Source organism: Pseudescherichia sp. (assembly GCF_031987975.1).
GTDB lineage: Bacteria > Pseudomonadota > Gammaproteobacteria > Enterobacterales > Enterobacteriaceae > Pseudescherichia.
Genome location: NZ_DALZYX010000008.1, coordinates 271,944 through 294,205, shown reverse-complemented (window position 1 = coordinate 294,205; position 22,262 = coordinate 271,944). Strand labels below are relative to the sequence as shown.

24 protein-coding genes are annotated in these 22,262 nt (G+C 58.4%); 18 read left to right on the top strand and 6 right to left on the bottom strand.

Going from position 1 to position 22,262, the window contains the following annotated elements; genetic code table 11:
* Positions 1-51: 51 nt before the first annotated feature.
* A complete protein-coding gene (gene flk / locus RTN40_RS16315) occupies positions 52-1,059 on the bottom strand; it encodes a flagella biosynthesis regulator Flk (protein ID WP_312229389.1) in 1,008 nt (335 codons plus the stop codon).
* Between the two features lie 125 nt (positions 1,060-1,184).
* On the opposite strand from flk, the gene pdxB reads away from it, so the two are divergent.
* From pdxB to hisP, 15 genes are all read left to right on the top strand, one after another.
* On the top strand, positions 1,185-2,321 hold the full coding sequence (gene pdxB / locus RTN40_RS16310) for a 4-phosphoerythronate dehydrogenase PdxB (protein ID WP_312229373.1): 1,137 nt from the start codon (positions 1,185-1,187) through the stop codon (positions 2,319-2,321).
* Between the two features lie 66 nt (positions 2,322-2,387).
* Positions 2,388-3,401, top strand: coding sequence for an aspartate-semialdehyde dehydrogenase (locus RTN40_RS16305; protein ID WP_312229372.1), 1,014 nt, complete (start codon positions 2,388-2,390; stop codon positions 3,399-3,401).
* Positions 3,401-4,213, top strand: a complete 813-nt coding sequence (gene truA, locus RTN40_RS16300) for a tRNA pseudouridine(38-40) synthase TruA (RefSeq protein ID WP_103818975.1) — start codon at positions 3,401-3,403, stop codon at positions 4,211-4,213. Before RTN40_RS16305 ends, truA begins: the two co-directional genes overlap by 1 nt.
* A 25-nt stretch (positions 4,214-4,238) precedes the next feature.
* On the top strand, positions 4,239-4,898 hold the full coding sequence (locus RTN40_RS16295; protein WP_312229371.1) for a DedA family protein: 660 nt from the start codon (positions 4,239-4,241) through the stop codon (positions 4,896-4,898).
* 103 nt (positions 4,899-5,001) lie between these two features.
* A complete protein-coding gene (gene accD, locus RTN40_RS16290) occupies positions 5,002-5,916 on the top strand; it encodes an acetyl-CoA carboxylase, carboxyltransferase subunit beta (RefSeq protein ID WP_312229370.1) in 915 nt (304 codons plus the stop codon).
* A 69-nt stretch (positions 5,917-5,985) separates the two neighbouring features.
* Positions 5,986-7,254, top strand: a complete 1,269-nt coding sequence (gene folC / locus RTN40_RS16285) for a bifunctional tetrahydrofolate synthase/dihydrofolate synthase (protein ID WP_312229369.1) — start codon at positions 5,986-5,988, stop codon at positions 7,252-7,254.
* Positions 7,244-7,942: a cell division protein DedD gene (gene dedD / locus RTN40_RS16280; protein WP_312229368.1), complete on the top strand. Its 699-nt coding sequence runs from the start codon at positions 7,244-7,246 to the stop codon at positions 7,940-7,942. The genes folC and dedD overlap by 11 nt, the downstream gene beginning before the upstream one ends.
* Before the next feature lie 184 nt (positions 7,943-8,126).
* Positions 8,127-8,615 carry a colicin V production protein gene (gene cvpA, locus RTN40_RS16275; protein WP_103818980.1) on the top strand — a complete coding sequence of 163 codons (489 nt, stop codon included), beginning with the start codon at positions 8,127-8,129 and terminating at the stop codon, positions 8,613-8,615.
* A 34-nt stretch (positions 8,616-8,649) separates the two neighbouring features.
* A complete protein-coding gene (purF, locus tag RTN40_RS16270) occupies positions 8,650-10,167 on the top strand; it encodes an amidophosphoribosyltransferase (RefSeq protein WP_312229367.1) in 1,518 nt (505 codons plus the stop codon).
* 95 nt (positions 10,168-10,262) lie between these two features.
* Positions 10,263-10,844 carry a UbiX family flavin prenyltransferase gene (locus tag RTN40_RS16265; RefSeq protein WP_144816925.1) on the top strand — a complete coding sequence of 194 codons (582 nt, stop codon included), beginning with the start codon at positions 10,263-10,265 and terminating at the stop codon, positions 10,842-10,844.
* Positions 10,845-11,130: 286 nt separating this feature from the next.
* Positions 11,131-11,913 carry a lysine/arginine/ornithine ABC transporter substrate-binding protein ArgT gene (gene argT, locus RTN40_RS16260; RefSeq protein ID WP_042389536.1) on the top strand — a complete coding sequence of 261 codons (783 nt, stop codon included), beginning with the start codon at positions 11,131-11,133 and terminating at the stop codon, positions 11,911-11,913.
* A gap of 249 nt (positions 11,914-12,162) precedes the next feature.
* Positions 12,163-12,945, top strand: a complete 783-nt coding sequence (gene hisJ / locus RTN40_RS16255; protein WP_312212300.1) for a histidine ABC transporter substrate-binding protein HisJ — start codon at positions 12,163-12,165, stop codon at positions 12,943-12,945.
* Between the two features lie 85 nt (positions 12,946-13,030).
* Complete coding sequence (locus RTN40_RS16250; protein ID WP_312229366.1) at positions 13,031-13,717, top strand: histidine ABC transporter permease HisQ; 687 nt, start codon at positions 13,031-13,033, stop codon at positions 13,715-13,717.
* Complete coding sequence (locus tag RTN40_RS16245) at positions 13,714-14,430, top strand: ABC transporter permease (RefSeq protein WP_312229365.1); 717 nt, start codon at positions 13,714-13,716, stop codon at positions 14,428-14,430. Before RTN40_RS16250 ends, RTN40_RS16245 begins: the two co-directional genes overlap by 4 nt.
* A gap of 7 nt (positions 14,431-14,437) precedes the next feature.
* Entirely contained in the window at positions 14,438-15,211 is a 774-nt protein-coding gene (hisP, locus tag RTN40_RS16240) for a histidine ABC transporter ATP-binding protein HisP (RefSeq protein ID WP_312229364.1), read from the top strand.
* 16 nt (positions 15,212-15,227) lie between these two features.
* Here the strand turns inward: hisP and RTN40_RS16235 are convergent, their stop codons facing one another.
* The 4 genes from RTN40_RS16235 to yfcG all read right to left on the bottom strand — a co-directional run bounded on the left by RTN40_RS16235 (position 15,228) and on the right by yfcG (position 17,811).
* Complete coding sequence (locus RTN40_RS16235) at positions 15,228-15,755, bottom strand: GNAT family protein (RefSeq protein ID WP_312229363.1); 528 nt, start codon at positions 15,753-15,755, stop codon at positions 15,228-15,230.
* 76 nt (positions 15,756-15,831) lie between these two features.
* Positions 15,832-16,725: a TIGR01777 family oxidoreductase gene (locus RTN40_RS16230; RefSeq protein ID WP_312229362.1), complete on the bottom strand. Its 894-nt coding sequence runs from the start codon at positions 16,723-16,725 to the stop codon at positions 15,832-15,834.
* 19 nt (positions 16,726-16,744) lie between these two features.
* Positions 16,745-17,107, bottom strand: coding sequence for a dihydroneopterin triphosphate 2'-epimerase (folX, locus tag RTN40_RS16225; protein ID WP_312229361.1), 363 nt, complete (start codon positions 17,105-17,107; stop codon positions 16,745-16,747).
* Positions 17,108-17,181: 74 nt separating this feature from the next.
* The gene (gene yfcG, locus RTN40_RS16220) at positions 17,182-17,811 is read right to left on the bottom strand and encodes a GSH-dependent disulfide bond oxidoreductase (RefSeq protein ID WP_312229360.1); all 630 of its coding nucleotides are present in this window, start codon (positions 17,809-17,811) and stop codon (positions 17,182-17,184) included.
* A 133-nt stretch (positions 17,812-17,944) separates the two neighbouring features.
* On the opposite strand from yfcG, the gene yfcF reads away from it, so the two are divergent.
* The 3 genes from yfcF (at position 17,945) to yfcD (ending at position 19,801) form a co-directional block, all read left to right on the top strand.
* Positions 17,945-18,583, top strand: a complete 639-nt coding sequence (yfcF, locus tag RTN40_RS16215; RefSeq protein WP_312229388.1) for a glutathione transferase — start codon at positions 17,945-17,947, stop codon at positions 18,581-18,583.
* 64 nt (positions 18,584-18,647) lie between these two features.
* A complete protein-coding gene (gene yfcE / locus RTN40_RS16210) occupies positions 18,648-19,199 on the top strand; it encodes a phosphodiesterase (RefSeq protein WP_312212291.1) in 552 nt (183 codons plus the stop codon).
* 56 nt (positions 19,200-19,255) lie between these two features.
* On the top strand, positions 19,256-19,801 hold the full coding sequence (gene yfcD, locus RTN40_RS16205; RefSeq protein WP_103818993.1) for an NUDIX hydrolase YfcD: 546 nt from the start codon (positions 19,256-19,258) through the stop codon (positions 19,799-19,801).
* 62 nt (positions 19,802-19,863) lie between these two features.
* On the opposite strand, the gene RTN40_RS16200 is transcribed toward yfcD, so the two are convergent.
* Entirely contained in the window at positions 19,864-22,257 is a 2,394-nt protein-coding gene (locus RTN40_RS16200) for a phosphoketolase family protein (RefSeq protein WP_312229359.1), read from the bottom strand.
* Positions 22,258-22,262: the final 5 nt, after the last annotated feature.

The window sequence follows — 22,262 nt, the reverse complement described above, 5'->3', positions numbered from 1 at the left end:
AGCCTAATAGAGAATTGCGTTCTTATCCCGGTTATCTGCATCAGGAGAGCGTTAAATCACCAGCCAGATAAGCGCCAGTACCACCAGCAGGGCGATAGCAATCAGACCCGGGCGGGCAGAGAGCGAGCGGAACGACGCCACCACAGGCGCAAACAGCGGGTTATAGATCGGCTGGATATTTCGCGGTTCCAGCAGGGCCTCGTTGCGCTCGGCGCGGCGCAGGAAGATGTAGTTGAGCAGATCCTGAACCTGAGCGGTGGTCAGCACCGTCTGCGGTGTCACCTGCCAGGTCTGCTGGGCATAATCCTGAACGTGCTGCCATTCGTGTTCGTCGAGGGGGTGTTTCAGAGCCGACTGCAACGTATGCAGGGTCGGTGCCGTCTGGGTGCTCAACGTCTGGCGCGCCTGCAGCCAGGTCAGCAGGTGAGCAAACTGTTTCGCCGGAATTGGCTCCCCGGTCTTGACGCCGGAAAGCTCAATCATCGACTGCCAGATGAGCTTGCTGGATTCACCCGTGGCGGCCGCCAGCCGGGTGACCGCCTGGTTGAGCGTATTGTGCTCGGCGGGCAGCATCGGGCGATCGGTAGCCGGGCGCTGCTGCGGCTGCGGGATCGCCAGCTCGCCTTTCTGCAGCATCACCAGCACGGTTTTAAGCTGCTCGGGAGAGAGCTGGCTGAGGGCCGTCTGGCCAAACTGGTGGCGGATAAAGTCGCTCACTGCCTGGCGATTGTTGCCCTGGCCCAGTAGCTCCGTCAGCTGCGAAAGCACCTGGCGATTGGCATTGTTCTGGACGGCGCTCTCCAGGCGCTGGCTCAGGCTCTGCTCGGCGGCAGGGAAGTGCTTTGAGAGCAGCGGCGCGTCGTTTTTTAAACCCAGATCGTGCTTCACCCCGGCCCAAACTTCGGCGCTCTGCTGCTGCGTCAGGGCCACCAGACGGGTAATCAGCCTCTCCAGCACCGTGCGCTGCTGAGTAGAGAGGGGCTGGTCGCCTGCTGTGGTGGGGGGAGTGGTCGGCTCTTGCCCGGGAGGGCGCGCCGGCGCACCCTGAATGGGTTGCATCATCTCTGTCCTTATCTTTTACGTATGCGGCTCGCGTAACGGTCTGCGGCATTGTCGGTATGCCTGGCGGCGAGATTATGGCACACTTGCGCCGTTATCTCCCGTTCTCATACAGGTACCGTAACGTGAAAATCCTCGTCGATGAAAATATGCCTTATGCCCGCGAACTTTTTAGCCGTCTGGGCGAGGTCAAACCCGTTCCTGGCCGCCCGATCCCGATCGAGGCGCTGGCGGATGCGCAGGCATTAATGGTGCGTTCCGTCACTAAGGTCAATGCATCGCTGCTCAGCGGGACCGCCGTTAAGTTTGTCGGTACGGCCACCGCCGGAACCGATCATGTCGATCAGCAGTGGCTGGGCGAGGCGGGGATTGGCTTCTCTGCCGCACCGGGCTGTAACGCGATTGCGGTGGTAGAGTATGTCTTCTCCGCTCTGTTGATGCTGGCCGAGCGCGACGGCTTTACGCTGAAAGATCGCACCGTGGGCATCGTTGGCGTGGGCAACGTTGGGTCGCGTTTACAGGCGCGGCTGGAGGCGTGGGGCGTGCGCACCCTGCTGTGCGATCCGCCGCGTGCCGATCGGGGCGACGCGGGGGATTTCCGTTCGCTGGAGGAGCTGATCCGCGAGGCCGACATTCTCACCTTCCACACGCCGCTGTTCAAAGAGGGACCGTATAAGACGCTGCATCTCGCCAACGAGGGGCTGATTAGCGCCCTGAAGCCGGGCGCGATCCTGATTAACGCCTGCCGGGGCAGGGTAGTGGACAACGCAGCGCTGCTGGCGCGTCTTGAGGCCGGGCAGGATCTCAGCGTGGTATTGGACGTCTGGGAGCCGGAACCGGATCTCAACGTCGAGCTGCTCAAGCGCGTCGATATTGGCACGCCGCACATTGCGGGCTATACGCTTGAGGGCAAGGCACGCGGTACTACGCAGGTCTTTGAGGCCTTCAGCGCGTTTATCGGTCACCGCCAGCAGGTGGCGCTGGATACCCTGCTGCCCGCGCCGGAATTTGGCCGCATTACGCTGCATGGCCCTCTCGATCAGCCAACGCTGAAAAGATTAGCCCATTTGGTGTATGATGTGCGCCGCGACGATGCACCCCTGCGTAAAGTGGCGGGCATTCCGGGTGAATTTGATAAGCTGCGCAAAAACTATCTTGAGCGCCGCGAGTGGTCATCGCTCTATATTCAGTGCGACGACGCCGAAGCAGCAAGCCTGCTGCACAAGCTCGGCTTTAGCGCTGTCTATCACCCGACGCACTAAACTCATTCTCTTTCGCTCTCCGCCAGGCTGCGGGGAGCGTACTGCTATTGTCTGGAGTAAACCACCATGTCAGAAGGCTGGAACATTGCCATCCTGGGCGCGACCGGCGCTGTCGGCGAAGCCCTGCTCGAAACGCTTGCTGAACGTCAGTTCCCGGTAGGCGACCTGTACGCCCTGGCTCGTCAGGAGAGCGCCGGTAAAGCCCTGCGCTACGCGGGTAAAACTGTCTATGTGCAGGACGCCGCCGAGTTTGACTGGACACAGGCGCAGCTGGCCTTTTTTGTGGCCGGTGCCGAGGCTTCAGCCACCTATATTGAAGAGGCGACCAACTCCGGCTGCCTGGTGATCGATGCCAGCGGCCTGTTTGCGCTGGAGCCGGACGTGCCGCTGGTCGTGCCGGACGTTAACCCCTTCGTGCTGGCCGACTACCGCAACCGCAACGTGATTGCCGTCGCGGACAGCCTCACCAGCCAGCTGCTGACCGCGCTCAAGCCGTTAATCGAAGAGGGTGGCCTGTCGCGCATCTCTGTCACTAACTTGTTGTCGGTTTCTGGCCAGGGCAAGGCAGCGGTAGATGCTTTAGCTGGGCAGAGCGCTAAGCTGCTCAACGGCATTCCCATCGACGAAGATGACTTCTTTGGCCGCCAGCTGGCGTTCAACATGCTGCCGCTGCGCGTGGATGGTGAAGGCAGCGTGCCTGACGAGCGTCGCGTCGTTGATCAGGTGCGGAAGGTACTCCAGGACGAGGGGCTGATGGTCTCCGTCAGTAGCGTCCAGTCACCGGTCTTCTACGGCCACGCGCAGATGGTGAACTTTGAAGCCCTGCGTCCGCTGGCGGCGGAAGAGGCACGCGACGCCTTTGCCCGTGGCGAAGATATCGTTCTCTCCGAGGCCGGTGAGTTCCCGACCCAGGTGGGTGACGCCTCTGGCAGCGCTCAGCTCTCTATCGGCTGCGTACGTAACGACTACGGCATGCCGGAGCAGGTCCAGTTCTGGTCGGTGGCAGACAACGTGCGCTTCGGCGGCGCGTTGATGGCGGTGAAGATCGCCGAGAAGCTGGTCCAGGAGTATCTCTACTGATGTCCGAGGTGCAGGAGAAGCCGGTCTACCGGATCGCGCTGGGCATTGAGTACGACGGCAGTAAATACTACGGCTGGCAGCGGCAGAATGAAGTCCGCAGCGTACAGGAGAAGCTGGAGAAGGCGCTCTCCCAGGTCGCCAACGAGCCGATCTCAGTCTTCTGCGCGGGCCGCACTGACGCGGGCGTTCACGGCACGGGGCAGGTGGTACACTTCGAGACCACTGCCCTGCGTAAAGAGGCGGCCTGGACGCTGGGGGTAAATGCGAATTTACCTGGTGACATTGCGGTGCGCTGGGTGAAAGATGTGCCCGATGATTTTCATGCCCGTTTTAGCGCCACGGCTCGCCGTTACCGCTACGTCATCTACAATCATCGGTTGCGTCCGGCGGTATTAGGCCAGGGCGTGACGCACTACCATCAGCCGCTGGATGCGGAGCGGATGCACCGCGCGGCCCAGTGTCTGATTGGCGAGAATGACTTTACCTCGTTTCGGGCGGTGCAGTGCCAGTCGCGCACGCCGTGGCGTAACGTCATGCACATTAACGTAACTCGTTACGGTGCATATGTGGTGGTCGATATCAAAGCCAATGCCTTTGTACATCATATGGTCAGGAATATTGTCGGCAGCTTGATGGAAGTAGGCAGCCACAACCAGCCGGAGAGCTGGATAGCAGAGCTGCTGGCGGCAAAGGATCGTCGGCTTGCAGCGGCAACGGCAAAAGCGGAAGGGCTGTATCTGGTGGCGGTAGACTATCCCGCCAGGTTTGAACTGCCCGTATTGCCTATGGGACCGCTGTTTTTAGCGGACTAAATGCAGACAGACAAAGGCTAATAACATGGATTTTATCTACTTTCTGATCGACTTTATTCTGCACATAGATGTGCATCTGGCGGAGCTGGTAGCCGAATACGGTATCTGGATCTACGCTATCCTGTTCCTGATTTTGTTCTGCGAAACCGGGCTGGTGGTGACGCCTTTCCTGCCCGGCGACTCGCTGCTGTTTGTGGCCGGGGCGATCTCCGCACTGCCGACTAACGATCTCAACGTTCATCTAATGGTGATGCTAATGATTGTCGCCGCAATCCTCGGCGATGCGGTGAACTACACCATTGGCCGCCTGTTTGGCGATCGGCTGTTCAGCAATCCAAACTCGAAGATCTTCCGTCGTAGCTACCTCGACAAGACCCATGCGTTCTACGACAGGCACGGCGGCAAGACGATCATTCTGGCGCGATTTGTGCCGATCGTCAGAACATTTGCCCCTTTTGTGGCGGGAATGGGCCATATGTCCTATCGTCACTTTGCGGCCTACAACGTCATCGGCGCGCTGCTATGGGTGCTGCTATTCACCTATGCGGGCTATCTGTTTGGCGATCTGCCGGTAGTACAGGAGAACCTGAAGCTGCTGATCGTGGCGATTATCGTGCTCTCTATCCTGCCCGGCGTAGTCGAAATTATTCGTCATCGACGGGCGGCATCTCGACAGGCAAAATAGGAACCCGGCAACGGTTCGACCACTTTTTTGTCCCAAGTTGCCGACTGTTATGTTTTAATGTGCACCATTTATGGGCTACCAGGTTCATGCAGAAAGGTTATCAATGAGCTGGATTGAACGAATTAAAAGCAATATTACCCCCACCCGCAAGGCGAGCATCCCTGAGGGCGTGTGGACCAAATGTGACAGCTGCGGTCAGGTACTTTATCGTGCCGAACTGGAGCGTAACCTTGAGGTCTGCCCGAAATGTGACCACCACATGCGTATGTCAGCGCGTAATCGCCTGCATAGCCTGCTGGACGAAGGGTCAATGGTGGAGCTGGGTAGCGAGCTTGAGCCGAAAGACGTGCTGAAGTTCCGCGACTCTAAAAAGTACAAAGACCGTCTGGCGACGGCTCAGAAAGAGACCGGCGAGAAAGACGCGCTGGTGGTGATGAAAGGCACCCTGCACGAGATGCCGGTTGTGGCTGCGGCCTTTGAGTTTGCCTTTATGGGCGGCTCCATGGGTTCAGTCGTGGGCGCACGTTTTGTGCGTGCCGTTGAGCAGGCGCTGGAAGACAACTGCCCGCTGATCTGCTTCTCCGCCTCCGGTGGCGCGCGTATGCAGGAAGCGCTGATGTCCCTGATGCAGATGGCCAAAACCTCTGCCGCGCTGGCAAAAATGCAGGAGCGCGGTCTGCCGTACATCTCCGTGCTGACCGACCCGACCATGGGCGGCGTCTCTGCAAGCTTTGCGATGCTGGGCGATCTCAACATTGCCGAGCCAAAGGCGCTTATCGGCTTTGCCGGTCCACGCGTTATCGAGCAGACCGTACGTGAGAAACTGCCGCCGGGCTTCCAGCGCAGCGAGTTTCTGATCGAAAAAGGCGCGATCGATATGATCGTGCGCCGTCCTGAGCTGCGCCTGAAGTTGGCGAGCGTTCTGGCGAAGCTGATGAACCTGCCTGCGCCAAATCCGGATGCACCGCGTGAAAGCGTGGTCGTACCGCCGGTACCGGATCAGGAAGTCGGCATCTGATAATACAGAGGGCAGGGCCAGCCGGCTCTGCCTTTTTTCTTTTCACACTGGCAGCAATCCCCGGGCACTATGGAAACGAAAAGCACTCCTCAAGCCACGTCGCCCCTGGCCACGTGGCTTTCTTATCTGGAAAACCTGCACGGTAAAACCATCGATATGGGACTTGAGCGCGTCAGCCGGGTGGCCGCTGCGCTGGATGTCTTGAAGCCTGCGCCTTTCGTCTTTACCGTGGCAGGCACTAACGGTAAAGGCACCACCTGCCGGACGCTGGAGTCGATTCTGCTGGCGGCGGGCTACCGGGTTGGCGTCTATAGCTCACCCCATCTGGTACGCTATACCGAGCGCGTGCGGGTGCAGGGCGGCGAGCTGTCGGAGCTGGAGCATACTCGCTCGTTTGCCGCTATTGAAGCTGCCCGCGGCGAAACCTCCCTGACCTATTTTGAGTACGGGACCCTCTCAGCGCTGTGGCTGTTTAAGCAAGCCGCGCTGGATGTGGTGATCCTTGAAGTCGGGCTGGGCGGACGCCTTGATGCCACCAACATGGTCGATGCCGACGTGGCGGTAGTCACCAGCATTGCTCTCGATCATACCGACTGGCTGGGACCGGATCGCGAAAGCATTGGCCGGGAAAAAGCAGGGATCTTCCGCAGTGGTAAACCTGCTGTGGTAGGTGAACCCGATATGCCGCACACCATTGCCGAGGTGGCGAGCGAGAAGGGGGCCAACCTGCTGCGCCGCGGGGTCGACTGGCACTATGCGGTGGCGGATAATAGCTGGACGTTTCAGGATGCGGCGGGCGAGCTAGGCGCACTGCCGCTGCCTCAGGTTCCGCAGCCGAATGCGGCGACGGCCCTGGCAGCGCTGCGGGCCAGCGGGCTGACGGTCAGCGAGCAGGCGATCCGCGACGGCATCGCCGGGGCGATCCTGCCGGGTCGTTTTCAGATCGTGAGCGAATCGCCGCGCCTGATCCTCGACGTGGCGCATAATCCACATGCGGCGGCCTACCTGGCCGAGCGGCTGGCCACACTGCCGTCACGCGGGCGTGTGCTGGCGGTGGTAGGAATGCTGCACGATAAAGACATCGGCGGCACGCTGGCCTGTCTGGAGCGCTGCGTCGATAGCTGGTATTGTGCCCCTCTGGAGGGGCCGCGCGGCGCGACGGCAGAGCAGCTGCTGGCCCACCTGAAAGAGGGGGCTGCATTTGCTGACGTTGTGCAGGCGTGGCATGCGGCGATGGCAGATGCCAGACCTGAAGATACCGTGCTGGTGTGTGGTTCATTCCACACGGTGGCACATGTCATGGAAGCGATGGACGCGGGGAGAGCCAGTGGCAAGTAAGTTTCAGAACCGTTTAATGGGAACCATTGTGCTGGTAGCGCTGGGGGTCATTATCCTGCCTGGGCTGCTGGACGGGCAGAAGAAACACTATCAGGACGAGTTTGCGGCTATTCCGCTAGTGCCGAAGCCGGGGGATCGCGATGAGCCGGACATGATGCCTGCGGCAACGCAGGCGCTGCCGGCCCAGCCGCCGGAAGGGGCTGCGGAAGAGGTACGTGCTGGCGATGCCGCCGCGCCGTCGCTGGAGACCTCCCGGCAGGCGTTTGAAAGCGGCGAGGCGGAGCAGTATCCGGTGGAGACGCCAAAAGCGAAGCCGGTTGAGAAGGCGCAGCCTAAGCCGCAACCACAGCCGCAGCGGGACAAAGCCAGCGAGCAGCTGGCGGCCGCCAACGACGCCCCGGCCGCACCGCCTAAACCGACGGCGGAGGAGAAGCCTGCGCCAACCGGCAAGGCCTGGGTGGTTCAGCTCGGGGCGCTGAAAAATGCTGATAAAGTCACTGAGATTGTCGGCAAGCTGCGCGGGGCAGGGTATCGCGTTTACACTATCCCAAACACGCCGGTACAGGGTAAAATAACCCGCATTCTGGTCGGCCCGGACGCCTCCAGAGATAAGCTAAAGGGTTCGCTCGGTGAGCTAAAACAGCTCTCAGGGTTAAGCGGCGTGGTGATGAACTACAGCGCAAACTGATCCTTTAGCAGGGTAAAAAAAGAGCGACCGGCAGGCCCGAAGAGGCAAAAGGTCTGATGGCGTTGAATATTTTTTCAGCGCCATTTTTATTTCTGCGCGGCACGGAAATCGCTACGCAAACGTTTTCTTTTTCTGTTAGAATGCGCCCCGAACTGGACGACAGGGCGTAAATCAAGGGACACATATGGTCTGGATTGATTACGCCATCATCGCGGTAATAGGTTTTTCCTGTCTGGTTAGCCTGATCCGTGGCTTTGTTCGTGAAGCGTTATCGCTGGTGACTTGGGGCTGTGCTTTCTTTGTTGCCAGTCACTACTACACTTACCTGTCTGTTTGGTTCACGGGCTTTGAAGACGCACTGGTGCGGAACGGCATTGCTATTGCAGTCCTGTTTATCGCAACGCTGATTGTCGGCGCGATTGTTAACTATATTTTCGGCGCGCTGGTCGATAAAACCGGCCTGTCGGGAACCGACAGGGTGTTGGGGATTTGCTTCGGTGCGCTACGTGGAGCATTGATCGTCGCCGCAATCCTGTTCTTTCTCGATACCTTTACCGGGTTCTCGAAAAGCGATGACTGGCAGCGTTCGCAGCTGATCCCGCAGTTCAGTGTTATCATCAGGTGGTTCTTTGACTATCTGCAAAGCTCGTCTAGTTTTTTGCCCAGGGCGTAAGCCCTGCGATGTGGCCTAGCGAGGAAAGAGACGTATGTGCGGTATTGTCGGTATCGCCGGTGTTATGCCGGTAAACCAGTCGATTTATGACGCGTTAACGGTGCTCCAGCACCGTGGTCAGGATGCCGCAGGCATCATCACTATCGATGAAAATAACTGCTTCCGTTTACGTAAAGCGAACGGGATGGTTAGCGATGTATTTGAAGCCCGCCACATGCAGCGCCTCCAGGGGAACATGGGTATCGGCCATGTGCGCTACCCAACGGCCGGTAGCTCCAGCGCGTCTGAAGCCCAGCCCTTCTACGTCAACTCGCCGTATGGCATCACGCTTGCCCACAACGGCAACCTGACCAATGCCCACGAGCTGCGTAAGAAGCTGTTCCAGGAGAAGCGTCGCCACATCAACACGACCTCCGACTCTGAAATCCTGCTCAATATTTTCGCCAGCGAGCTGGATAACTTCCGCCACTACCCGTTAGAGGCGGATAATATTTTTGCCGCTATTGCCGCGACCAACCGCCAGATCCGCGGCGCGTACGCTTGCATAGCGATGATTATCGGCCACGGCATGGTTGGTTTCCGCGATCCTAACGGCATCCGTCCGCTGGTGCTGGGCAAGCGCGACGTTGGCGACGGCCGCACCGAGTATATGATGGCCTCCGAAAGCGTGGCGCTGGATACCCTGGGCTTTGAGTTCCTGCGTGACGTTGCCCCGGGTGAAGCGGTCTACATCACCGAGAAGGGCCAGCTCTCTACCCGCCAGTGCGCCGACAATCCGGTCAGCAATCCGTGCCTGTTTGAGTACGTCTACTTTGCCCGTCCGGACTCTTTTATCGACAAAATCTCCGTTTACAGCGCCCGCGTCAATATGGGTAAAAAGCTGGGCGCGAAGATAGCCCGCGAGTGGGAAGACCTCGACATTGACGTGGTGATCCCGATCCCGGAGACCTCCTGCGATATCGCGCTGGAAATTGCTCATATTCTGGATAAACCCTACCGTCAGGGCTTCGTGAAAAACCGCTACGTTGGCCGCACCTTTATCATGCCGGGACAGCAGCTGCGCCGTAAGTCCGTGCGCCGCAAGCTGAACGCCAACCGCGCCGAGTTCCGCGACAAGAACGTGCTGCTGGTGGATGACTCTATTGTGCGCGGCACCACCTCGGAACAGATTATCGAGATGGCGCGCGAAGCCGGGGCGAAGAAGGTTTACCTCGCCTCTGCGGCGCCGGAGATCCGCTTCCCGAACGTCTACGGCATCGATATGCCGACCGCGAACGAGCTGATCGCCCACGGCCGTGAGGTTGACGAGATCCGCCAGATCATCGGTGCTGACGGCCTGATCTTCCAGGACCTCAACGATCTCATCGACGCCGTGCGTGCTGAGAACCCGGATATCCAGCAGTTTGAATGTTCGGTGTTCAACGGCGTCTACGTAACGAAAGACGTTAACCAGCAGTACCTCGACTACCTCGACTCCCTGCGCAATGACGATGTCAAAGCCGTGCAGATGCAAAACGATCTCGAAAGCTTAGAGATGCATAACGAGGGTTAATCCTCTCTCGCGCCCTGCGTTCGCAGGGCGCTTCAACGTTGCAACGCCCGCCATAATCCGGCAAAGTCCTCTCACGTAAGTAAAAGGACGGGAATATGAAACGACTGATTATTGGCATCTCGGGTGCCAGCGGGGCCATTTACGGCGTGCGTCTGCTGCAGGTGCTGCGCGACGTGGCCGAGGTGGAAACCCATCTGGTGATGAGCAACGCCGCTCGCCAGACGCTGGCGCTGGAGACCGATCTCTCCCTGCGTGACGTGCAGGCCCTGGCGGACGTGGTCCACGACTCGCGTGATATCGCTGCCAGCATCTCCTCCGGCTCGTTCAAGACCGCCGGTATGGTGATCCTTCCCTGTTCCATTAAAACGCTCTCCGGTATCGTTCACAGCTACACCGACAGCCTGCTGACCCGGGCGGCTGACGTAGTGCTGAAAGAGCGCCGCCCGCTGGTACTCTGCGTGCGCGAGACCCCGCTGCATCTTGGCCACCTGCGGCTGATGACCCAGGCGGCGGAGCTGGGTGCGGCGATCATGCCCCCGGTTCCGGCCTTCTATCACCGCCCGCAGACCCTCGATGACATCATTAACCAGACGGTTAACCGCGTGATCGATCAGTTCGACATTGACCTGCCGGAAGATCTCTTTACCCGCTGGCAGGGACCCGCTGCGTCAAAATAGTGCATCATACCTGGATTGCCCTGTTTCAGGGCAAATCTGCAAGCGCGATCATATCCTCGACATTTAACCGCTGTTTTCAGTTTGTAACGCTGCGGTTCATTTAACAGACCTGCTATCTTTCACCCTAACGGTAATGCTGCAACCTTTTATTAACATTTCTTACGGCGATTATTATGGGTCATGAGAAAGTGGCATAAGACGTGCAAGCATCAGCGGGTAACACAACACAACGTTATATAACAACAACACGCAATAGATAATAAAATCAGAAACTCGAGGGTAATGTATGAAGAAGACGGCTGTAGCTCTCTCTTTACTGCTGGGTCTCTCCAGCGCCGCCAGCGTTTACGCTGCGCTTCCCCAGACCGTGCGCATTGGTACGGATGCGACCTATGCGCCATTCTCGTCTAAAGACGCGAAGGGTGAGTTTGTCGGCTTTGATATCGACCTCGGTAACGAGATGTGCAAGCGTATTCAGGTTAAGTGCACCTGGGTGGGCAGCGACTTTGACGCGCTGATCCCCTCCCTGAAAGCCAAGAAAATTGATGCCATCATCTCCTCCCTCTCCATTACTGAAAAGCGCCAGCAGGAGATCGCCTTCTCCGACAAGCTTTACGCGGCAGATTCACGCCTGATCGCAGCCAAAGGTTCACCGATCCAGCCGACCATTGAGTCGCTGAAGGGCAAGCACGTCGGTGTGCTGCAGGGTTCAACCCAGGAGGCCTTCGGCAACGCTAACTGGCGTAGCAAAGGCATTGATGTTGTTGCCTATCAAAACCAGGATCTGATCTACTCCGATCTCGCCGCTGGTCGTCTGGACGCTGCCCTGCAGGATGAAGTTGCCGCCAGTGAAGGCTTCCTTAAACAGCCTGCCGGGAAAGAGTTCGCCTTTGCTGGTCCGTCAGTAAAAGATAAAAACTTCTTCGGGGAAGGCACCGGGGTTGGCCTGCGCAAAGACGATACCGAGCTGAAAGCCGCATTCGACAAAGCGCTGGGTGAAATCCGCAAAGACGGTACTTACGACAAGATGGCGAAGAAATACTTCGACTTTAACGTCTACGGCGATTAACAAGCAGATGCGATGCACCATGATGGGGATCCATTGTGAGGCATTGATGCGGTTGATGCCTTGCGGCGGTGCGGTGAACGTGCTTTTGTAAGGCAACGGGACATAAATCAGCATAGTTAAGCAGTGGCGCTGCAAAAAAAATCGTCCGGCAGGGTAGAATATTTTGCCTTGCCGGGCCGAATAATGGCACGATAGCCGTACCGTATTCTGTTCAAAATCCCGTTATAAGACCGTCAGTTGAGGATGTTTATGAATAAGTTGGTATTATCGCTTTCTCTGGTGCTTGCTCTTTCCAGCGCGTCCAGCGCCTTTGCTGCCATTCCGCAAAAACTGCGCATTGGCACCGATCCTACCTACGCACCGTTCGAATCGAAGAATGCGCAGGGTGAATTAATCGGTTTTGATATCGATCTGGCTAAAGAGCTGTGTAAACGCATTAATACCCAGTGTACCTTCATCGAGAACCCGCTGGATGCGCTGATCCCATCGCTGAAAGCCAAGAAAATCGATGCCATCATGTCGTCGCTCTCGATCACCGAGAAGCGTCAGCAGGAGATCGCCTTTACTGACAAGCTTTATGCGGCAGATTCACGTCTGGTGGTGGCGAAAGTTTCTAACATCCAGCCGGACCTGTCGACCCTGAAAGGCAAACGCGTTGGCGTTCTGCAGGGCACCACCCAGGAGACCTACGGCAACGAGCACTGGGCGGCAAAAGGCGTTGAAATCGTCTCCTATCAGGGCCAGGACTCTATCTATGCCGACCTGACTGCGGGCCGCATCGACGCCGCGTTCCAGGATGAAGTGGCTGCCAGCGAAGGTTTCCTGAAAACTGCGGCGGGCAAAGAGTACAAATTTGGTGGCCCGTCCATCAAAGATGAGAAGCTGTTTGGCGTAGGTACCGGCATGGGCATTCGCAAAGAGGACAACGAGCTGCGCGAAGCGCTGAACAAAGCCTTTGCCGATATGCGTGCCGACGGCACCTACGAAAAGCTGGCGAAAAAGTATTTCGATTTTGATGTTTACGGTGGCTAATCCCCACCTGTGACAAACGTGCGGCCCCTCCCATGACGGGAGGGGAAAAGACACGGCAGACACTACACACCACGGGGCAGGCTGCATGCTGTACGGGTTTTCTCAAGTTATATTCCAGGGCGCTGTCGTCACGCTGGAGCTGGCGCTCAGCTCGGTTGTGCTGGCCGTGCTGATAGGCCTGGCTGGCGCGGGGGCTAAGCTCTCCCACAGCCGCCTGCTGGCCACTCTTTTTGAAGGCTACACTACGCTTATCCGTGGCGTGCCCGATCTAGTGCTGATGCTGCTCATTTTTTACGGGCTGCAAATTGCGCTTAACAGCATCACCGACGCCGTCGGCATGGCGCAGATTGATATCGATCCGATGATCGCCGGTATCATCACTCTCGGCTTTATCTACGGGGCCTACTTTACTGAAACATTTCGCGGGGCGTTTATGGCCGTGCCGAAAGGGCACATCGAGGCCGCTACCGCCTTTGGCTTTACCGGTGGACAGATCTTCCGTCGCATTCTCTTTCCGGCCATGATGCGCTACGCCCTGCCGGGAATTGGTAACAACTGGCAGGTGATCCTCAAGGCTACCGCGCTGGTGTCCCTGCTGGGCCTTGAGGACGTGGTGAAAGCCACCCAGCTCGCCGGAAAAAGTACCTGGGAGCCGTTCTACTTCGCCGTGGTCTGCGGCCTGATCTATTTAGTGTTTACCACTGTCTCTAATGGTGTGCTGCTTCTGCTCGAACGCCGCTACTCCGTGGGCGTGAAGAGGGCTGACCTGTGATCGAGATAATTCAGGAGTACTGGCGCGCCCTGCTGTGGACCGACGGCTATCGCTTTACTGGCGTGGCGATCACCCTCTGGCTGCTGATCTTATCGGTGGTGATGGGCGGCGTCCTCGCGCTGTTTCTCGCCATCGGGCGCGTCTCCAGCAATAAATTTATCCGCTTTCCGATCTGGCTCTTTACCTACGTTTTTCGCGGTACGCCGCTCTACGTCCAGCTGCTGGTCTTCTACTCCGGAATGTACACGCTGGAGATTGTGAAGGGTACGGAGCTGCTGAACGCTTTTTTCCGCAGCGGCCTGAACTGTACGGTGCTGGCGTTAACCCTTAACACCTGCGCCTACACCACCGAGATTTTTGCCGGGGCGATCCGCTCGGTGCCACACGGTGAGATCGAGGCAGCGCGAGCCTACGGCTTCTCATCGGTGAAGATGTACCGCTGCATTATTCTGCCGTCGGCGCTGCGCATTGCGCTGCCAGCCTACAGCAACGAAGTGATCCTGATGCTGCACTCCACGGCGCTGGCCTTTACCGCCACCGTCCCGGATCTGCTGAAAATTGCGCGTGATATTAACTCGGCTACCTACCAGCCCTTTACCGCATTTGGTATCGCCGCCGTGCTGTACCTGATCATCTCCTATGTTTTGATCAGCCTGTTCCGCAAAGCGGAAAAACGCTGGCTGAAGCATGTGAAACCTTCTTCGACGCACTGAGAATACGATGTCCGAGAATAAATTAAACGTTACAGATCTGCACAAGCGCTACGGCGAACACGAGGTGCTGAAAGGAGTATCGCTGCAGGCGAACGCGGGCGATGTGATCAGCATTATTGGCTCGTCCGGATCCGGCAAGAGTACTTTCCTGCGCTGCATCAACTTCCTCGAGAAGCCGAGCGAAGGCTCGATTGTGGTTAGCGGACAGAATATCACCCTGGTACGGGATAAAGACGGCCAGCTGAAGGTGGCTGACAAACATCAGCTACGCTTGCTGCGCACCCGTCTGACCATGGTTTTCCAGCACTTTAACCTCTGGAGCCACATGACGGTGCTGGAGAACGTGATGGAGGCGCCAATTCAGGTGCTGGGGCTAAGCAAGCAGGAGGCCCGTGAGCGGGCGGTGAAGTATCTGGCGAAGGTAGGCATCGACGAGCGCGCTCAGGCTAAATACCCGGTGCACCTCTCCGGCGGCCAGCAGCAGCGCGTCTCTATTGCCCGCGCGCTGGCGATGGAGCCTGAGGTGCTGCTATTTGACGAGCCGACCTCCGCGCTGGATCCTGAGCTGGTGGGTGAAGTGCTGCGCATCATGCAGCAGCTGGCGGAGGAGGGGAAAACCATGGTGGTGGTGACCCATGAGATGGGCTTTGCTCGGCACGTCTCTTCCCACGTCATCTTCCTGCATCAGGGGAAAATTGAGGAGGAGGGCAGACCGGAGGCGCTGTTTGACAATCCGCAAAGCCCGCGCCTGCAGCAGTTCCTGAAAGGTTCGCTGAAGTAGCCTTCCGGCCCTCTCCTTAACCGGGGAGGGCTGAACTAAACTCCTGCGCAGTCAGACGGTAGACCCAGTCATCGTGAAACACGCCGTTCAGACGATAGACCTTCTGCAGCATCTCCACCCGATTAAACCCCAGCTTCTCCAGCACGCGCTGTGAACCCGTATTGCCCGCCAGCACCCATGCGTTCAGCGCTGTGATGTCCGCCTCGTTAAACGCGTAGTGACAAACAGCATTCAATGCTTCGCTGGCGTAGCCCTGACCCTGGGCGTAGGTGGCAATGCTATAGCCGACGTCTGCCTCCTGCCGATTTTCCGCTGACCTGCTCAAGCCAATATCCCCGACCGGGGTCGCTATTCCCTGCTGGCGAATAACAAAGGCGCCTGTATCGATTAAGCGTGCGTCAAATACCCGACGAATATCCTCCTGTGAGGCAATATCCGCCATAAAGCGCATAATCGCCGGATCGCGGCGCAGGCGCAGGAAAAAAGGCCAGTCAGACTCCTGAAATTGGGAGAGGATCAGGCGTGAAGTCGTCAGCGTAGGCATTGAAATCATTAATCTGGTGAATAGGTTATTTACATTAGCACCAGAATGATAAAATGGTGCTATTTATTTTAACGATTCAGCGCAAGACATCCGCAAGCGCCTCATCCAGATCGTACCAGCGAAAACCAAACCCGGAGGCCTCGAGACGTTTGGGCAGGGCGCGCTGACCGCCGAGCACCAGCACTGAGGATTCGCCCATCAGTAGCCGCACGGCGCTGGCCGGGGCGCGCATAAAAGCAGGGCGGTGCAGGGCGTGGCCGAGGGCGTGGGCAAAGCGCTCGTTGTGTACCGGGTAGGGGGAGACCATATTAAAGGGGCCGCGCAAATCGTTATCCAGCAGCCAGATAATGCCGTTAACCATATCATCGATATGGATCCAGGCCAGGTACTGCCTTCCGTTGCCGATCGGGCCGCCGAGGCCGAGGCGAAACACCGGCAGCATCTTCGCCAGCACGCCGCCTTTCGGCGCGAAAACCACGCCGGTACGCAGCAGGCAGACGCGGGTGCGATCGCTCAGCGCGCCGCAGGCGATCTGCTCCCAGCGGGCGCAGAGCTTGTGGGTAAACTCGTTATGCGGCGGCTCCTCTTCGGTAACCACCACCTCGCCGAGATCGCCGTAATAGCCCGTCGCCGAGCCGGAGATCAGCACTGAGGGAGGCGTGTCGCTGGCCTTGATCAGATCCACCAGCTTCTGGGTGATCTGCCAGCGGCTATTGCACAGACGCGCCTTTTGCTCCTCAGTCCAGCGCTTGTCGGCGATAGGCTCCCCCGCCAGGTTAATGACCGCATCGATGTCGTTAAGATCGTGACGATCGTCAAGCCCCTGGCTGAAGGTGACGCCATTGCCCAACTTCTGACGCGCCCGCTCGGGGTTGCGGGTGATCACCGTCACCGAATGCCCCAACGCCAGCAGGCGGGGGACAAGATGGCTGCCAATCAGGCCGGTACCGCCGGTAATCAAAATCCTCATGCAACCTCCAGGGCTGCGCTTATCGTCGCCAGCTCATGCTCATCGACACCGAGTCGGCATACCGTAGCGCGTAAAGTTTATCGATCTCTACTTCAGCATATGTGACCCAGTGATGTTCCCGTGCGATATCGAGCACATCCTGGGTTAATTTTTCCAGCAGGAAGAAGCGATTGTTTTCAATATGCTGAATGATATTTTTGGTGATCGTCCGGTAGTTCAGCGCATCGTTGATATCTTCGCTGGCCCGCGCTTTGTCCGCGGGGTAGTGGATCGCTACGTTGACTACAACGTCCTGGCGATTGGCAATCTCCTCGTCTTTGATGCCGATAAAGGTTCTCAGGCGCAAATTTTTTATTCTAATGACAGCGTCTGGCTGCGACATAGCAAACTCCCTCTGTGTAGTGAACGGCCTTATCATACACGAGGTTAAACGGCTAGCCCATGCGGACGCGTGGGTTAGCTCTGCGTAATTTTTTGCATCGCACGCAGGGTGGCCGGCCGGGTACGAATGCGCTCGAACCAGTTGTTCACCGCTGGGTAGCTGGCGAGGTTGATCCGCTGGCGTTCATGGGAGTTGATCCACGGCCAGGCGGCGATATCGGCAATGCTGTAGTGCTCACCCCCGAGCCAGGGCACGCGCTCCAGCCGCTTGTTCATCACGCTGTAGAGACGCTGCGTTTCGACCTGAAAACGTTCGATAGCATAAGGCACCGGCTTGGGCGCAAAGTAGTTAAAGTGGTGGTTTTGTCCCAGCATTGGACCCAGGCCGCCCACCTGCCAGAAGAGCCACTGCAGCGTCAGATGTCGCTCGCGCAGCTCGCCGCTGAGCAGCTTGCCACTCTTCTCTGCCAGATAGAGCAGGATCTCCCCAGACTCAAACAGGCTAAGCGGCGCGCCGCCGTCAGCAGGGGCATGGTCAACGATGGCCGGAATTTTATTATTCGGCGAGATCTCCAGAAAATCGGGGCGGAACTGATCGCCTTTGCTGATATCAACACGGATCAGGCGGTAATCCAGCTCCGCCTCCTCCAGAAACAGCGTAATTTTGTGACCGTTAGGGGTGGGGGCGTAATAGAGATCGATCATCTCAACTCCTGTCTGGGAATAAAGTCGCACACAGGAGTATAGGCGCTGCCGGGAGATGCGGGATTTTCAGGCAGTGACAGCCCGCACAGGACGCTATATTTTAGATGAAATTCGACAATTCAATGAGGATACCATGGGCGAGCCAGCAATAACGTTGTGGTCTGATGCGGACTTTTTCTCTCCTTACGTCATGTCGGTATACGTCACCCTGCACGAAAAGGGACTGCCGTTTACGCTAAAGACCATCGATCTCAACAGCGGGGAGCACCTGCACCCGGAGTGGAAAGGCTATCGCCTCAGCCGCCGCGTGCCGCTGCTGGAGATTGACGGCTTTGAGATGACGGAATCCTCGGCGATTAGCGAATATCTTGAAGAGCGCTTTGCGCCGCCGGAGTGGGAGCGTGTCTACCCTCACGATATCCAGAAGCGCGCCCGGGCGCGGCAGATCCAGGCCTGGCTGCGCAGCGATTTGATGCCCATTCGCGAGGAGCGCTCAACGGACGTGATCTTCGCCGGTGCGAAGAAGGGACCGCTCAGCGAGGCTGGCCAGCGGAGCGCTGAAAAACTGTTTACCATCGCCAGCGCGCTGTTAACCCACGGCAATCCCAATCTGTTTGGCGAGTGGTGCATTGCCGACGCCGATCTGGCACTGATGCTCAACCGGCTGGTGCTGAACGGCGACGAGGTTCCGGAGCGCCTGGTAGACTACGCTACCTTCCAGTGGCAGCGCTCCTCGGTGCAGCGCTATATCGCACTTTCTGCGGTGCGCTGAAGCTGCTTAGCGCAGGCAGATCCATTATGATAGAGCGGATGTCTTTACGATAAGGGTGTAAGCGATGAAGCTGATGTTTGCCTCCGATATTCACGGCTCGCTGCCAGCGACGGAGCGCGTGCTGGCGCTGTTTGCCGAGAGCGGCGCGCAGTGGCTGGTGATCCTTGGCGACCTGCTCAATCACGGGCCGCGCAATGCGCTGCCGGAAGGGTATGCGCCTGCACAGGTGGCCGAGCGGCTGAACACCCAGGCGTCGCGAATCATCGCTGTGCGCGGCAACTGCGACAGCGAAGTGGATCAGATGCTGCTCACGTTTCCTATCACCGCCCCCTGGCAGCAGGTATTATTGGATAATTCCCGGCTGTTTTTGACTCACGGCCATCTCTATAATGCAGAAAATTTACCACCGCTCGCCGCTGGCGATGTATTGATCTCCGGTCATACTCATATTCCGGTGGCGGAAAAGCGCGGCGAGATTATTCACTTCAACCCCGGCTCGGTGAGCATACCGAAGGGGGGCTTCGCCGCGAGCTACGGTATGTTTGAGGACGGTATTTTTCGCGTAATCGCACTGAACGATCAACGGATTATTGCAGAGGTCGCCATTAATCCGTAAGTTAGCTCTCAACCAGAAACGCGCCACCAGAGCGCTATGCAGAGAAGGTTTTTCCGATGGTGGAACAGAGTCATTTTACAGGCACGGAGTGGGTGGATATCGTCAATGAGGACAACGAGGTGATCGCGCAGGCCAGTCGCGAACAGATGCGCGCGCAGTGTTTGCGCCATCGCGCCACCTACATTGTCGTGCATGACGGCATGGGAAAAATTCTGGTGCAGCGTCGCACCGAAACAAAAGACTACCTGCCTGGCCTGCTGGACGCGACGGCGGGCGGCGTAGTGCAGGCGGACGAGGGGATGCTGGAATCCGCACGGCGTGAAGCGGAAGAGGAGTTGGGCATTGCCGGTGTGCCGTTTGCCGAGCATGGGCAGTTCTACTACGAAGACGATCACTGCCGCGTCTGGGGTGGGCTATTCAGCTGCGTCTCCCATGGGCCTTTTGCCCTGCAGGAGGATGAGGTCAGCGAAGCGATCTGGATGACGCCGGAAGAGATCACCGCCCGCTGCGATGAGTTCACGCCGGATTCGCTCAAGGCGCTGGCGCTGTGGATGAGCCGCAACGCCAACAACGATACGCTGAAGCTGGCTGAAACCGAGTAGGCCTGTATAAAAGCATCAAGCCGGCCACGCCATGCAGTGGCCGGCTTTTTTAATGCCTTAACTTACTCCGGCACGTCGCCGCTGCCCTGCTGCGAGGGCCACTTCCAGTTGCGTACCTCGGGCAGATCTTCCCCGTGCTCGCGTACGTAGCGGTGATGCTCGGCGATCTTCTCCTGTAAATCGTCAAGGATCGCATCGGCCTTGCCCGCCAGCGTCTCTACCCGCAGGATCGCCTCCTGCGCCAGATGGAAGCGATCCAGCTCGTTCATCACCGTCATGTCAAACGGTGTGGTGGTGGTGCCTTCCTCCATAAACCCGCGTACGTGGAAATTGCGATGGTTATTACGGTGATAGGTCAGGCGATGGATCAGGCTCGGGTAGCCGTGGAAGGCGAAGATCACCGGCCTATCAGCGGTGAAGATAGCCTCAAACGCCTCGTCGCTCAGCCCGTGCGGATGCTGATCCTGGGTCTGGAGCGCCATCAGATCCACCACGTTTACCACCCGCACGCTGAGATCCGGCAGATAGCCGCGAAGCAGATCCACTGCCGCCAGCGCCTCCATGGTAGGAACATCCCCGGCACAGGCCATCACGACGTCCGGCGTTCTGTCCGGCTCTTCATTGCCCGCCCAGGGCCAGATGCCCATCCCCACTTCACAGTGCTTCGCCGCCTCCTCCATGGTCAGCCACTGCGGTTCCGGCTGCTTGCCCGCGACGATGACGTTGATGCGATCCCAGGTTTTCAGGCAGTGATCGGCCACCCAAAGCAGGGTGTTAGCATCCGGTGGCAGATAGATGCGCACGATATCGGCTTTCTTGTTGGCGACGTGATCGATAAAGCCGGGATCCTGATGGCTGTAGCCGTTGTGATCCTGTCGCCAGACGTGAGACGAGAGCAGATAGTTCAGCGAGGCGACGGGTTCGCGCCACGGCAGCTTGCGCGTTACCTTCAGCCACTTGGCGTGCTGGTTGAACATTGAGTCAATGATATGGATAAAGGCCTCGTAGCAGTTAAACAGGCCATGGCGACCGGTGAGCAGATAGCCCTCCAGCCAGCCCTGACACTGATGCTCGCTGAGGATCTCCATCACCCGCCCATCCGGGGCGAGCTGCTCATCGTAAGGCTCAATCTCTCCCTCCCAGGTGCGGTTAGTGACGTCGAACACGTCCCCCAGCCGGTTGGAGGCGGTCTCATCCGGACCAAAGAGACGGAAGTTGTCCGGGTTGCGCGTAAAGATGCCGCGCAGGTAGCGCCCCAGCACCTCTGTAGACTGCGCCTGGGTCTCGCCGGGGGAGGCGATATCAAGAGCAAACTCGCGCAGCTCGGGCGTCACCAGCTCGCGCCGGAGCCGTCCACCGTTGGCCCAGGGAGTAGCGCCCATCCGCTTGTCACCTTCAGGTGCCAGCGCTTTTAGCTCGGGCTTAAGCCGCCCCTGCTCGTCAAAGAGATCTTCCGGCTGGTAGCTGCGCATCCAGCGCTCGAGGATCTGTCGATGCTCGTCGTTCTCCCGACATGAGGAGACCGGCACCTGATGGGCGCGCCAGAAGCCTTCCACCTTTTTGCCGTCAACGATCTGCGGGCCGGTCCACCCTTTGGGGCTGCGCAGGATAATCATCGGCCAGCGCGGTATCGACTCAGCGGCTTCACCCCGACGGGCGCGCTGCTGGAAATCACGGATTTTATCCAGGGCGTTATCCAGCGCCTCGGCCATCTGCGGATGCATTTTCTCCGGCTCGTGTCCGCTGACAAAGACCGGATCGTAGCCGTAGCCGCGAAACAGCTGGGTGAGATCCTCATCGCTGGTACGCGCCAGCAGGGTTGGGTTAGCGATCTTGTAGCCGTTGAGGTGCAGAATGGGCAGCACCGCCCCGTCCCGGGCGGCATTAAGAAACTTGATCCCGTGCCAGCTGGCGGCGAGCGGGCCGGTCTCGGCTTCACCGTCGCCAATCACACAGGCGGCAATCAGGTCGGGGGCATCAAATACGGCTCCGAAGGCGTGGGAGAGAGAGTAGCCCAGCTCGCCCCCTTCGTTGATGGAGCCAGGCGTCTCCGGCGCGGCGTGACTGGGAATACCGCCCGGAAACGAAAACTGCTTAAACAGCTTCTGCATCCCCGGCGCGTCTTCACTGATGTCGGGATAGATCTCGCTATAGCTGCCCTCAAGCCAGGTGTTCGCCACCATGCCAGGGCCGCCGTGGCCGGGACCGCAGACGTAGAGCATATCCAGATCGCGCTGGCGGATAGCGCGGTTGAGGTGTGCGTAGATAAAGTTCAGTCCTGGCGTAGTGCCCCAGTGGCCGAGCAGGCGGGGCTTGATATGTTCCGGCTTAAGCGGCTCGCGCAGCAGCGGGTTATCCATCAGGTAGATCTGGCCGACGGAGAGGTAGTTTGCGGCGCGCCAGTAGCGATCCAGTAACGTGAAGTCGTTATCGTGGCCGGTTGCAGATTGCGTCATGCTTT